This is a genomic window from Streptomyces sp. A5-4 (assembly GCF_051131715.1).
Lineage (GTDB): Bacteria > Actinomycetota > Actinomycetes > Streptomycetales > Streptomycetaceae > Streptomyces.
Genome location: NZ_CP178591.1, coordinates 7,502,060 through 7,513,721, shown reverse-complemented (window position 1 = coordinate 7,513,721; position 11,662 = coordinate 7,502,060). Strand labels below are relative to the sequence as shown.

The window sequence follows — 11,662 nt, the reverse complement described above, 5'->3', positions numbered from 1 at the left end:
TCCACCGGATTCCCTCCGACGACGCGCCTGCCCGGCGGACGGGGCGGGCCATGGCGGAACCCGCCCCGGCGACGGTCACCGCGGCCCCTTCGGCCACTTGGGCGACCATGGCATCAGATCCTTGATCGCAAGAGCCTTGATCAGACGCTGGAAGGGACCCACGAGATCATGCACGTCGACGCCGCCCACCCCCCGACCGACGACACCGTTCTGCTGGACACCCGGGGTCGCACGGGCCGCATCACCCTGAACCGCCCGCGCGCCCTCAACGCCCTCACCCACGCCATGGTCCGCCGGATCGAAGCGGCTCTCACCCGGTGGGAGCAGGACGACGACGTACGGACCGTGGTCATTTCCGGAGCCGGCGAGCGCGGGCTGTGCGCGGGCGGCGACATCCGCGCGATCTACGAGGACGCGCGCACCGGCGGCGCCGCGTCGGCGGCCTTCTGGCGCGACGAGTACCGGCTCAACGCCCGGATCGCCCGCTTCTCCAAGCCGTACGTCGCCCTCATGGACGGCATCGTCATGGGTGGCGGGGTGGGCGTATCGGCGCACGGCGACGTGCGGATCGTCACCGAACGCTCGAAGGTCGCCATGCCCGAGACCGGTATCGGCTTCGTCCCCGATGTCGGCGGTACGTATCTGTTGGGGCGGGCGCCGGGTGAGCTGGGCACCCATCTGGCCCTCACCGGGGCACCGGTGGGCGCGGCGGACGCACTGCTGTGCGGGCTCGCCGACCACTTCGTACCGGCCGGGCGGCTGGAGGAGTTCGGCGACGCGCTCGCCGGACTGGACGCCGCGGACGCGGTGGGCCGGTACGCGTCCGCCGCGCCCGAGGGGGAGCTGGCGGGGCACCGGGAGTGGATCGACGGCTGTTACGCGGCCGGATCGGTCGAGGAGATCGTCGAGCGGCTGCTCGACAGCGGCATTCGCGCCGCGAAGGAGGCCGCCGAGGTGATCCTCGCCAAGTCACCGACCGCGCTCAAGGTGACCCTCGCGGCGGTGCGCCGCACGCGGACGCTGGGCTCGCTGGAGGACGTACTGGACCAGGAGTACCGGATCTCGTACGCCGCTCTCTCCTCCCCCGACCTGGTGGAGGGCATCCGTGCGCAGGTCATCGACAAGGACCGCAGCCCGCGCTGGTCGCCCGCGGAGCTCGCGCGGGTGACGGACGCGGACGTGGCCCGGTTCTTCGAGCCGGCGGGCGACGGCGAGCTGGGGCTCGGCGCGGGAGCGGCCACTCTCCGCTGACATCGGCGGTGCGGGCAGGACGCCACCGGTGCCGGCGGTGCGGGGCCGCCCCCGTCAGGCCCGCGGCACGGGCTTGCGGGCCTCGATCAGGAAGCGGGTCGTGTGCGCCACGAAGGAGCCGTCGCGGCGGATCTGCTCGTCCAGTTGCCGCAGCCGGTCGCGGTACTGGTCGACCGTGAAGCCGGGGACCATCCAGATCACCTTGCGCAGGAAGTACACGACGGCGCCGATGTCGAAGAAGTCGGTGCGCAGGGTCTCGGGACGCAGGGTGACGACTTCGAGCCCGGCGGCCTCTGCCGCACGGCGGGCGTCGTCGGGGTGGCGGCCACGGCGGACCTCCTCGGGCTGCGGCCCCAGGAAGTACTCGACCACCTCGAAGACGCTGGCGGGGCCGACCTGCTGGGAGAAGTACGTACCGCCCGGACGCAGCACCCGCGCGATCTCGTCCCACCAGACGGTGACGGGGTGGCGGCTGGTCACCAGCTCGAAGGCGTCGGCGGCGAACGGCAGCGGCGGCTCGTCCGCGTCCGCGACGACGGCCGCGCCGAGCGGGTGCAGCAGCGCGGTGGCCTTGGCGACGTTGGGCGGCCAGGACTCGGTGGCCACCATCAGGGCGGGCAGCTCCGGCGCCCCGGCGAGGACTTCGCCGCCGCCGGTCTGGATGTCCAACGCGGCGGACACGCGGGCCAGCCGCTCGCCCATCGCGCGTTGATAGCCCCAGGAGGGGCGCTGCTCGGTGGCGCGGCCGTCGAGCCAGGAGAAGTCCCATCCGTCGACGGGGGCGGCTGCGGCCTCGGCCACCAGGTCGTCAAAGCTTCGTGACATACCTTGATCTTCGCGGCGAACGGGGCGGGGCGCGAGCGAATATCGTGCGGGCCGGCCGGGGCGGCCCTGCGGTGCTGCCCCTGCCCGCCCCTGCCCGCTGTGCCATTCCGGGGGCCGGCCCCCGGGCTCTCTGCGGGCGTGTCCGCGCGCGCCGGATGAGGGTTTCGGGAGGGGCGGGGACCGGCCCTACAGGGCCTCCGACCGGCCCGCCCGCCCGCCCGCGCTCAGTGTTCCGCCGCCGGGAGCGTCACCTCGAAACGGCAGCCCCCCACCACGTTCCGCACATCCGCGCGCCCCGCATGCGCCTCCACGATGCCCCGGACGATGGCCAGCCCCAGCCCCGCCCCCGCCGGCGGCGTCCGCGCCTCCGTCCCGCGCCAGCCCGTGTCGAAGACCCGCGGCAGGTCCTGCTCCGGGATGCCCCCGCAGCCGTCGGTGACGGAGAGTACGACGGTGTCCGTACCCGGCTCCCCCCGCCGCGCGGCGACCGCGACCGTCCCGTCGGCCGGGGTTCTGCGGATCGCGTTGACCAGCAGGTTCGCCAGGACGCGGGTCATTTCCTTGCCGTCCACCTCGACGGGCAGCGGCTCGACGCCGTCACCGACGAGGCGCACGCCGAGCTCTCGGGCCAGTGGGTCCGCGCCCGCGAGGGCGTCGCCGACCAGGTCGTACAGGGACATCCGGCTCGGGCTGAGGGCGAGCGCGCCCGCGTGGATGCGGGACAGCTCGAACAGGTCGCCGACCATGGAGTTCATGCGGTCGACCTCGGTGCGGATCTGCCGGTAGTAACGCTCGGGATCGGCGACCAGGCCGTCTTCGAGCGCCTCGGACATGGCGCGCAGGCCGGCCAGTGGCGTACGCAGATCGTGCGAGATCCACGCGACGAGCTCGCGCCGCGAAGTCTCCAACGCCCGCTCCCGCTCCCTCGATGCGCCCAGCTTCACACTGGTGGCGGCCAACTCCCTTCCCAGTGCGTCCAGTTCGGCAGTGGCCGCGCGGGCGGGCGCGGCGAAGCTGCCACCGTCGCCGAACGAACGGGCCGCCAGGGTGAGGGCGTTGCTGCGGGCCGCCACCCAGCGACCGAGGATCAGCGCGGTGGCGAGGGAGACCACCGCGGCCATCGCGATAACCGTGGTGACCACGCCGAGGTCGTGCCGGTTGAGGAACATCGCCCAGGCGACGGAGAGGGTCCCGGCGAGCATGGCGGTGACCGCGACGGCGGCGATGACGGTCAGCGAGACCACCACCGAGCGGTGCCGCAGCAGGCGCAGCGCGAGCGCCCCAAGGAGTCCGGCGGCCGCGGCGCCGAGGAAGGCGAAGGCGGCCATGATCAGCAGTGCGCGCACGGCGGTCAGCCCTCTTCCTTCCGGGGCACGTCTGCCGCCGTCCGGGGCAGACCTTCCGGAAGGCCTTCAAGGTCCGCGCACACGGCCCCCGGAAGCCCTTCAGGGTCCGCGTGTGCGGCCTCCAGTGGCCCGTCCGGGTCCGCGGGTACGTCGAACCGGTACCCCACGCCCCACACCGTCCGGATCAGCCGCGGCCTCGCCGGATCGTCCTCGATCTTGCCGCGCAGCCGCCGCACATGAACGGTGACGGTGGACAGATCGCCGAACTCCCAGCCCCACACCTCCCGCATCAGCTGCTCGCGCCCGCACACCTGGCCCGGACGCCGCAGCAGATACGCGAGCAGGTCGAACTCCCGCAGGGTCAGCGCCAGGTCATGGCCGTCCCGGGTGACGCGGCGGGCCCGGGGGTCCAGGTCGATCCCGGCGGCCCGCAGCCGCGGTCCCTCCCGGCCGTCGGCCGACCGGCCGCGGCGCAGCACGGATTCGACCCGGAGCACCAGTTCGCGCGGGCTGAAGGGCTTGGTGACGTAGTCGTCCGCCCCTATTTCCAGGCCGAGGATCCGGTCGTCCTCGTCGCCCCGCGCGGTCAGCATGATCACCGGCACGGGGCCACGGGCGCGCAGTACGCGGCACACCTCCAGGCCGTCCATGCCGGGCAGCATCAGATCAAGGACCACCAGGTCGGGCCACCGCTCGGCCGCCGCCCGCAGTGCGGCGGGCCCGTCGGCGGCCCGGACCACGGCGAAGCCGGCCCGGTCGAGATAGCGGGCGACGACCTCGGAAACCGTCGGGTCGTCGTCGACGACCAGGACATGCACATCGCTGCCGTGCCGCTGGTTCTCCATACCGCCACCGTAGGCCGCCCACCAGGGGCGACCACCTTCCTGGGGCCTTACGAATCCATGACGTCCATGACGTCCGTTTCCTTCAAGAGTCGCGCGCGCCTCCCCGCCTACGGTGAATCCATGACTCCACGACTCGATGCGATCGGCCTGATCGTCGCCGACATGGCCGCCTCTCTCGCCTTCTACCGCAAGCTCGGCCTCGATGTTCCGGCCGAGGCCGACTCCCGGCCGCACGCCGAGGCGACCCTGCCCGGCGGTATGCGTGTCCTGTGGGACACCGAGGAGTCCGTTGCCTCCTTCGACCCGGGCTGGACCCGGCCGCAGGCAGGTGAGCGGCTCGGTCTCGCGTTCCTGTGCGACAGCCCGGCCGAGGTCGACGCGACGTACAGCACCTTGATCACGGCGGGATACGAGAGCCACCTCAAACCCTGGGACGCCGTCTGGGGGCAGCGCTACGCGGTGGTGCTGGACCCCGACGGCTGCGGCGTCTCGCTGTTCGCCAACGCCACGTAGGCGCCGAGGGTCAGCCCGGCCAGGTCACGCATCTCGCGGGAGAGATGGGCCTGGTCGGCGCAGCCCGCGGCGATCGCCGCGTCGGCGTACGTCGAGCCGCCACGTACCAGCGCCAGCGCGCGCTGCAGCCGCAGGACCCGGGCCAGCGTCTTGGGCCCGTACCCGAAGGCGGCCAGCGAGCGGCGGTGCAACTGACGGGCGCCCAGGCCCACGGCGTCGGCGGTCGCGGCGACCGTACGGCCCGCGTTCAGCTGCCCGGCGACGGCGCGCAGGACGGGATCGGGCGGCCCGGTGTCCGCGGCAAGGCGCAGCACCAGGTCCTCCAGGGCGGCGGCCGGGTCCGGGGCGCCGGCGATCCGGGCGGCACGGGCACGGACCGTGGCGCCGGGCCACAGATCGGCCAGCTCCACCCGCCGGTCGCGCAACTCGTGCGCCGGTATCCCGAGGATCGCGGGCCCGGCGCCGGGTGCGAACCGTACGCCGGCGTACGCGGCGCCGGGCTTGTCGCCCCCGGGGTGGGCGTGGGTGTCGGGGCCGGCGACGAGCAGCCTGCCCTCGGACCAGAGCAGGTCCATGCATCCGTCGGGCAGCACGGGGTGTGCGACGGCGGGGGCCGGTGGCGCGGTGTGCGTCCACACGACGGCGCCGTCGAGCCTCGATGCCCACTCGGCGTACATACCGTCCAGGTTAGGCGCGCCTCCCGGGCCGGGGAAGGTCAAGATCGCTGTGGTAGCTTGCGGCTGCCAGTCGAACCCACATTTGGGTCAGGGAATCCGGTGCGAATCCGGAACTGACGCGCAGCGGTGAGGGCGACGGGCGCGGTATCGGCCACTGGACGAGCAGTCCGGGAAGGCGCCGCGTCCGGACGACCCCGAGTCCGAAGACCTGCTGGCAGCCCCGGCCGCACACCCGCTGACCGGGGTGCGACGACCGACAGGCTCCGCGACCGGGCCTCAGACGGAAATGGCTCCTGTGCTGCCTTCCCCTCCTGCCCGCCCCGCCTTTCACCGGGCCCTGGCCGCGGGTCTGCTCTCTCTTGTGCTCGGCGTGCTGACTGCCTGCGGTGCGGGTTCGACGAACACCTCGTCCGACTCGGGCAAGTCCGGCCGGGACGGTTCCGGGTATCCCAGGACCTTCAAGAACTGCGGCCGCGAGGTGACGATCGAGAGCCCGCCCGAGCACGCCGTCTCGCTCGATCAGGGGTCCACCGAGATCCTGCTGTCCCTGGGGCTCGGCGACCGGCTGGCCGGTTCGGCCACCTGGACCGACCCGGTGCTCAAGGAACTCGCGGCGGAAAACGCCAAGGTGCCGCGGCTCGCGGAGAACAGGCCCTCCTTCGAGCGGGTGCTCGCCGAGGAACCCGACTTCGTCTCCGCCTCGTTCGTCTTCACGTTCGGTGAGGGCGGTGTCGCCCCGCGCGCCGACTTCGAGAAGCTCGGTGTGCCCACATATCTCTCGCCCGCCGACTGCGAGAAGTCCAACACGGGCGACGGCGACGGTTCGCGCGGCGAGCCGCTGACGATGGAGAGCGTGTACGGCGAGATCCGCGACCTCGCCCGCGTCTTCGACGTGGAGGAGCGCGGCGAGAAGCTCATCGGTGACCTCAAGGGACGCTACGCCACGGCCGCCAAGGGCGTCGATGCCGGGGACACCACGCTGCTCTACTGGTTCGCGAACTCCGACTCCCCCTACATGGCGGGCTGTTGTGGTGCGCCCGGAGTGGTCACCGAGGCGCTCGGTGCGAAGAACGTCTTCGACGACACCCATGACGAATGGCCCCAGATCAACTGGGAGAACGTGGCCGACCGCGACCCCGACGTGCTCGTCGTCGGTGATCTGACCCGCCGGAGCGAGAGCGCGGAGACGGCCGCCGCGAAGATCAAGTTCCTGGAGACCAATCCGGTCACCCGGCACATGACCGCGGTGCGGAAGAAGCGGTACGTCCTGCTGAGCGGACAGGCCATGAACCCCTCGATCCGTACGATCGAGGGCGTCGAGAAGGTCGGCGCCGCACTGCGTACGTACGGACTCGCTGGTTGAGCGCGGTGAGCGAGGACGGCGCGCGGAGGACCCGCCCCGCCCTGCGAGTGGGCGGGGCGCTGTTCTGGGTGGGCGGACTGGCCCTGCTCCTCGCCTCCATCGCCGTCGCGATCACTTTCGGCCCCGCCGACATCGAGGTCTCCGACGTCTGGGCCGTGGTCGCCGACCGGGCGGGCTGGGGCCACTCCCGGCTTTCGCCGATCCGCGAAGGCATCGTCTGGGAGCTGCGGCTGCCGCGGACCCTGCTCGCCGCGGTGTGCGGCGCGGGCCTGGGGGTGTGCGGGGCCGTGCTGCAGTCGTTGCTGCGCAATCCGCTCGCCGACCCCTTTGTCCTCGGGGTCTCCTCCGGCGCGTCCACCGGCGCGGTCCTGGTGGTGATCCTCGGCGTCGGCGGCGGCCTGGTGTCGCTGTCGGCCGGTGCGTTCCTCGGTGCGCTGTGCGCCTTCGGGCTCGTCCTGGTGCTGGGTTACGCCTCGGGCGGGACGACGGACCGGGTGCTGCTCGCCGGGGTGGCCGCCATGCAGCTCTTCTCGGCGCTCACCTCCTTCGTCGTCATCTCGTCGGCCGACGCCGAGCAGACCCGTGGCGTGCTGTTCTGGCTGCTGGGCTCGCTCGCCAACGCCTCGTGGGCCGACGTCTGGCTGTGCGCCGCGGTGCTGGCCGTGGTGCTGGTGGTGTGCGGCGCCAAGGCGACGGCGCTCGACGCGTTCGCCTTCGGCGAGGAGGCCGCGGCGTCGCTCGGGGTCTCCGTCGGCCGGACCCGGCTGCTGCTGCTCGCCGCGACGGCGCTGCTCACGGCGACGCTGGTCAGTACGTCGGGGGCCATCGGGTTCGTCGGCCTGGTGCTGCCGCACGCGGCCCGCGCGATCGTCGGTACCGGTCACCGTCGACTGCTTCCGGCGACCGCGCTGGCCGGCGCGGTGTTCCTGGTGTGGATCGACACGGTGGCGCGCACCGTCCTGGATCCGCAGGAGCTGCCGGTGGGCGTCATGACGTCACTGATCGGCGTGCCGGCCTTTGTCGTCATCCTCTACCGGGGCCGGAGGCTGCGATGAGTCTGCGTGCTGCGAGCGTGTCGTGGCGGACCGGCGAGGCGCTGATCGTCGACGGGGTGTCCCTGGACGCCGCCCCGGGGTCGACCGTGGGACTCCTCGGGCCGAACGGTTCGGGCAAGTCGACGCTGCTGCGGCTGCTGGCCGGGGTGAGGCCCACGTCGTCGGGCGTGGTGTCGCTGGACGGCGTACCGCTCGGGGAGCTGAGCCGCAGGGACGTGGCGCGCCGGGTGGCCGTGGTGGAGCAGCACGCGGTGACCGAGGTCGACATGAGCGTGCTGGACGTCGTACGGCTGGGGCGTATCCCGCATCGCCGGGCGTGGTCCGCGCCCACGGCGGCCGACGACGCGGCGGTGCGGGACGCCCTCGCGTACACCGGGCTCCGGACCATGGCCGGACGGTCGTGGCACACACTGTCCGGGGGTGAGCGGCAGCGGGCGCAGATCGCCCGCGCGCTGGCGCAGGAGCCGCGCGAGCTGCTGCTGGACGAGCCGACGAACCATCTCGACGTGCGGCACCAGCTGGACCTTCTCGAGCTGGTCGTACGGGCCCCGGTGACCAGCGTGATCGCGCTGCACGACCTCAACCTGGCCGCGATGTTCTGTGATCGGCTGGTGGTGCTCAAGGAGGGCCGGGTGGTGGCGGCGGGCAGTCCGGAGAAGATCCTCACCGAGGAGCTCATCGCCGAGGTCTACGACGTCCGTACGGTCGTGACGGCGGACGGGCCGCAGGGGCGTCCCTCGGTGCGGTTCCTGTCGGCGGCCCGCTAGGGGCGCGGTCTCCGGTGCTTATGGGGCTCTTGGGGCTCCTTGTTCTCCCGTGCCTCGCGGGCCTCCCGTGCCTCCCGTGCCTCGCGGGCCTCCCGGGTCTCCTTGTCGCGCCCGGTGTGCAGCCGGGACTTCAGATCGTCCGGGGGCAGGAACCTCGACCAGCGCTCCGGGAACTCCGAGGGCATGTCCGGGTCGGACGCGTCGTAGTCGTCGCCCGCCGCGCGCACGGCCTCCGCGCGCGCTATCACCGCAGCCGCCTGGGCCGTGCGTACCCGGTCGTTGGCCTCGCGGGCCGCGGCGGTGGCGACGGAGGGCCAGACGCGGTCGATGGCCGCGTTGACCGCGGCGCCGACCAGGACGGCGAAGGCGGAGATGCCGATCCACAGGAGCACGGCGATGGGGGCCGCGAGGGAGCCGTAGATGGTGAAGCCCTCGACGGTCCTGGTCAGGTAGATGCGGAGCAGGAAGCTGCCGAACACCCACATGCCCAGGGCAACCAGCGCACCCGGCACATCCTCGATCCAGGGCGAACGGACGGGCACCGACACGTGGTAGAGCGTGGTGAGGAAGACGATGGACAGCAGTATCACCACGGGCCAGTACAGAACGCTGACGACTTCGGTGCCGAACGGGACGAGGTCCACCACCCGGTCGGGGCCCACGACCATCAGCGGCAGCACCACCGCGCCGATGATCAGCGCGACGATGTACAGCAGGAAGGCGAGCAGCCGGGTCTTGACGATGCCGCGGTGGCCGTCGAGTCCGTACATCACCGTGATGGTTTCGATGAAGACGTTGACGGCCCGGGAGCCGGACCACAGGGCGATCGCGAAGCCGATCGAGATGATGTCCGGGCTTGCGCCCTTGGTGACGTCCGCGAGGAGCGGCTTGGCGAAGTCGTTGACGCCGCGGTCGGACAGCACGGCCTCGGCGGCGGTCAGGATGTTCTTCTCGATGGAGGCGACCGACTCGGCGCTGGTCCACGCGTCGACATAACCGAGCAGACCGATCATGCCGAGCAGCAGGGGCGGCAGGGACAGCAGGGTGAAGAACGCGGCCTCGGCGGCGAGACCCAGGATGCGGTACTCGATGCACGAGTTGACCGTGTCCTTCAGCAGCAACCAGGCCAACTTGCGCTTGGAGACGTTGCGGTAGAGGACTCTGGCCCGGTGGAGCCGGCCCTCGGGCCGTTCGGGTGTTTCTTTTGCTGCCTGCACCTCCTTACCGTAGCGGCATGGCAGTCAGCACCCACACAGTGACCAATCAGCCTCCGCCCCTGGTGGGGTACGACGTCTTCACCGCCGACCGGACCCTGTCCGAGGCAGTGGAACGGCATACGGACCCCTCGATCCTCGACGAAGTACAGGGCGAACTGTCGGAGCTCGGCCGGAGCGCCGGATCCGTGCAGGCCCAGGAATGGGGGACGCGGGCCAATGACAATCCACCGAGCCTGCGGACGCACGACCGCTACGGGAACCGGATCGACGAGGTCGATTTCCATCCGTCCTGGCACCATCTGCTCGGGTACGCGGTGTCGGCGGGCCTGACCGACGCCTGGGGCAGGCCGGCCGGGCATGTCCGGCGCGCCGCCGGTTTCCTGGTGTGGACGCAGGCCGAGGCGGGGCACGGCTGCCCGCTGTCCATGACGCACGCGGCGGTCCCCGCGCTGCGCACGGACCCGGCGCTCGCCGCCGAGTGGGAGCCCCGGCTCACCTCTCATGTGTACGACCAGGACCTGCGGGCCGGGGCGCTCAAGGCCGGGGCGCTCTTCGGCATGGGGATGACGGAGAAACAGGGCGGCAGCGACGTCCGGGCGAACACGACGAACGCCGAGGCGCTGGCCGGTGAGGGCGAGTACCTGCTCACCGGGCACAAGTGGTTCTGCTCGGCGCCGATGTGCGACGGCTTCCTGGTGCTGGCGCAGGCGCCGGGCGGCCTGAGCTGCTTCCTGGTGCCGCGGGTACTGGCGGACGGGACGCGCAATGTGTTCCGGATCCAGCGCCTCAAGGACAAACTGGGCAATAGGTCCAACGCGTCGAGCGAGGTGGAGTTCGACGGGACCTGGGCGCGGCTGGTCGGTGAGGAGGGGCGCGGGGTGCGCACCATCATCGAGATGGTGGCGGCCACCCGGCTCGACTGTGTGATCGGCTCGGCGGCGCTGATGCGCCAGGCCGTGGCGCAGGCCACACACCACGCGGCGTACCGGAGCGCGTTCGGCGGCAAGCTGATCGACAAACCGCTGATGCGCAATGTGCTGGCCGACCTGGCGCTGGAGTCGGAGGCGGCGACGACGCTCGCGCTGCGGCTCGCCGCGGCGTACGACAGCGACACCGAGCAGGACCGGGCCCTGCTGCGGCTCGCGGTACCGGCGGCCAAGTACTGGGTGACCAAGCGGTGCACGCCGGTCACGGCCGAGGCCCTGGAGTGTCTGGGCGGCAACGGCTACGTCGAGGAGTCGGGCATGCCGCGGCTGCTGCGCGAGTCGCCGCTCAACTCCATCTGGGAGGGCTCGGGGAACGTCCAGGCCCTGGACGTCCTGCGGGCGTTGCAGCGCGAGCCACAGGCGCTCAACGCCTTCCTCACCGAGGTCGGGCAGGCACGCGGCGCCGATCACCGGCTGGACGGGGCGATCAAGGGGCTGCTGACCGAACTGGCCGACCTGGACGGCATGGAGGGCCGGGCCCGGCGGCTGGTGGAGCGGATGGCGCTGGTGCTGCAGGGCTCGCTGCTGGTGCGCTGGGCGCCGCCGGAGGTCGCGGACGCGTTCTGCGCGTCGCGGCTCGGCGGGGACTGGGGTGCGGCCTTCGGGACGCTGCCGCACACCCTCGACCTGGGGTCCGTCGTGGAGCGGGCGCGCGCGGAGGTGCCGGACATCCCGTAAACGCTGCGGCTCGGCCGGGTTGATGCCGCGCCGACGCGGCATCAACCCGGCCGAACACAAGCCAGCCTCGTACAACCGGGCCGGGGCGCGCGAGGGTTGCATAGAGTTGCATGGCGTTGCACCGGTTGTACGGAGTGCA

11 protein-coding genes and 1 riboswitch are annotated in these 11,662 nt (G+C 72.2%); of the genes, 6 read left to right on the top strand and 5 right to left on the bottom strand.

All coding sequences use genetic code 11. The annotated features are described in order from the left end of the window. Nucleotides 1-168 precede the first annotated feature (168 nt). Nucleotides 169-1,251 (top strand): enoyl-CoA hydratase/isomerase family protein, encoded by a 1,083-nt coding sequence (locus tag ACLLJJ_RS35300; RefSeq protein WP_434598734.1) that lies wholly within the window; start codon nucleotides 169-171, stop codon nucleotides 1,249-1,251. A gap of 54 nt (nucleotides 1,252-1,305) precedes the next feature. Here ACLLJJ_RS35300 and ACLLJJ_RS35295 read toward each other — a convergent pair whose 3' ends face one another. The 3 genes from ACLLJJ_RS35295 to ACLLJJ_RS35285 form a co-directional block, all read right to left on the bottom strand. Then, on the bottom strand, nucleotides 1,306-2,076 hold the full coding sequence (locus tag ACLLJJ_RS35295; protein WP_434598732.1) for a methyltransferase domain-containing protein: 771 nt from the start codon (nucleotides 2,074-2,076) through the stop codon (nucleotides 1,306-1,308). Between the two features lie 224 nt (nucleotides 2,077-2,300). After that, entirely contained in the window at nucleotides 2,301-3,404 is a 1,104-nt protein-coding gene (locus tag ACLLJJ_RS35290; protein WP_434600606.1) for a sensor histidine kinase, read from the bottom strand. A gap of 23 nt (nucleotides 3,405-3,427) precedes the next feature. Beyond that, nucleotides 3,428-4,267, bottom strand: coding sequence for a response regulator transcription factor (locus tag ACLLJJ_RS35285; RefSeq protein WP_434598730.1), 840 nt, complete (start codon nucleotides 4,265-4,267; stop codon nucleotides 3,428-3,430). 120 nt (nucleotides 4,268-4,387) lie between these two features. Between ACLLJJ_RS35285 and ACLLJJ_RS35280 the strand changes: the two genes are divergently transcribed. Next, on the top strand, nucleotides 4,388-4,780 hold the full coding sequence (locus tag ACLLJJ_RS35280; RefSeq protein ID WP_434598728.1) for a VOC family protein: 393 nt from the start codon (nucleotides 4,388-4,390) through the stop codon (nucleotides 4,778-4,780). Here the strand turns inward: ACLLJJ_RS35280 and ACLLJJ_RS35275 are convergent. Continuing rightward, nucleotides 4,720-5,457, bottom strand: coding sequence for a helix-turn-helix domain-containing protein (locus ACLLJJ_RS35275; protein ID WP_434598726.1), 738 nt, complete (start codon nucleotides 5,455-5,457; stop codon nucleotides 4,720-4,722). The genes ACLLJJ_RS35280 and ACLLJJ_RS35275 overlap by 61 nt on opposite strands. A gap of 50 nt (nucleotides 5,458-5,507) precedes the next feature. Further along, nucleotides 5,508-5,687, top strand: a riboswitch (cobalamin riboswitch). A 56-nt stretch (nucleotides 5,688-5,743) separates the two neighbouring features. On the opposite strand from ACLLJJ_RS35275, the gene ACLLJJ_RS35270 reads away from it, so the two are divergent. The 3 genes from ACLLJJ_RS35270 to ACLLJJ_RS35260 are packed head-to-tail and all read left to right on the top strand — an operon-like array spanning nucleotide 5,744 to nucleotide 8,642. Next, nucleotides 5,744-6,820 (top strand): ABC transporter substrate-binding protein, encoded by a 1,077-nt coding sequence (locus tag ACLLJJ_RS35270; RefSeq protein ID WP_434598724.1) that lies wholly within the window; start codon nucleotides 5,744-5,746, stop codon nucleotides 6,818-6,820. A 5-nt stretch (nucleotides 6,821-6,825) separates the two neighbouring features. Next, nucleotides 6,826-7,875, top strand: coding sequence for a FecCD family ABC transporter permease (locus ACLLJJ_RS35265; RefSeq protein ID WP_434600605.1), 1,050 nt, complete (start codon nucleotides 6,826-6,828; stop codon nucleotides 7,873-7,875). Next, on the top strand, nucleotides 7,872-8,642 hold the full coding sequence (locus tag ACLLJJ_RS35260) for an ABC transporter ATP-binding protein (protein WP_434598722.1): 771 nt from the start codon (nucleotides 7,872-7,874) through the stop codon (nucleotides 8,640-8,642). Before ACLLJJ_RS35265 ends, ACLLJJ_RS35260 begins: the two co-directional genes overlap by 4 nt. Here ACLLJJ_RS35260 and ACLLJJ_RS35255 read toward each other — a convergent pair. Next, on the bottom strand, nucleotides 8,639-9,859 hold the full coding sequence (locus ACLLJJ_RS35255; protein ID WP_434598719.1) for a YihY/virulence factor BrkB family protein: 1,221 nt from the start codon (nucleotides 9,857-9,859) through the stop codon (nucleotides 8,639-8,641). The genes ACLLJJ_RS35260 and ACLLJJ_RS35255 overlap by 4 nt on opposite strands. Nucleotides 9,860-9,876: 17 nt before the next feature. Between ACLLJJ_RS35255 and ACLLJJ_RS35250 the strand changes: the two genes are divergently transcribed. After that, nucleotides 9,877-11,523: an acyl-CoA dehydrogenase family protein gene (locus tag ACLLJJ_RS35250; protein ID WP_434598717.1), complete on the top strand. Its 1,647-nt coding sequence runs from the start codon at nucleotides 9,877-9,879 to the stop codon at nucleotides 11,521-11,523. Nucleotides 11,524-11,662 lie beyond the last annotated feature (139 nt).

Coding starts and splice junctions, on each gene's coding strand:
- ACLLJJ_RS35270 (WP_434598724.1), top strand. CDS start 5,744: ATGGCTCCTGTGCTGCCTTCCCCTCCTGCCCGCCCCGCCTTTCACCGG.
- ACLLJJ_RS35280 (WP_434598728.1), top strand. CDS start 4,388: ATGACTCCACGACTCGATGCGATCGGCCTGATCGTCGCCGACATGGCC.
- ACLLJJ_RS35295 (WP_434598732.1), bottom strand. CDS start 2,076: ATGTCACGAAGCTTTGACGACCTGGTGGCCGAGGCCGCAGCCGCCCCC.
- ACLLJJ_RS35285 (WP_434598730.1), bottom strand. CDS start 4,267: ATGGAGAACCAGCGGCACGGCAGCGATGTGCATGTCCTGGTCGTCGAC.
- ACLLJJ_RS35300 (WP_434598734.1), top strand. CDS start 169: ATGCACGTCGACGCCGCCCACCCCCCGACCGACGACACCGTTCTGCTG.
- ACLLJJ_RS35275 (WP_434598726.1), bottom strand. CDS start 5,457: ATGTACGCCGAGTGGGCATCGAGGCTCGACGGCGCCGTCGTGTGGACG.
- ACLLJJ_RS35290 (WP_434600606.1), bottom strand. CDS start 3,404: ATGGCCGCCTTCGCCTTCCTCGGCGCCGCGGCCGCCGGACTCCTTGGG.
- ACLLJJ_RS35260 (WP_434598722.1), top strand. CDS start 7,872: ATGAGTCTGCGTGCTGCGAGCGTGTCGTGGCGGACCGGCGAGGCGCTG.
- ACLLJJ_RS35250 (WP_434598717.1), top strand. CDS start 9,877: ATGGCAGTCAGCACCCACACAGTGACCAATCAGCCTCCGCCCCTGGTG.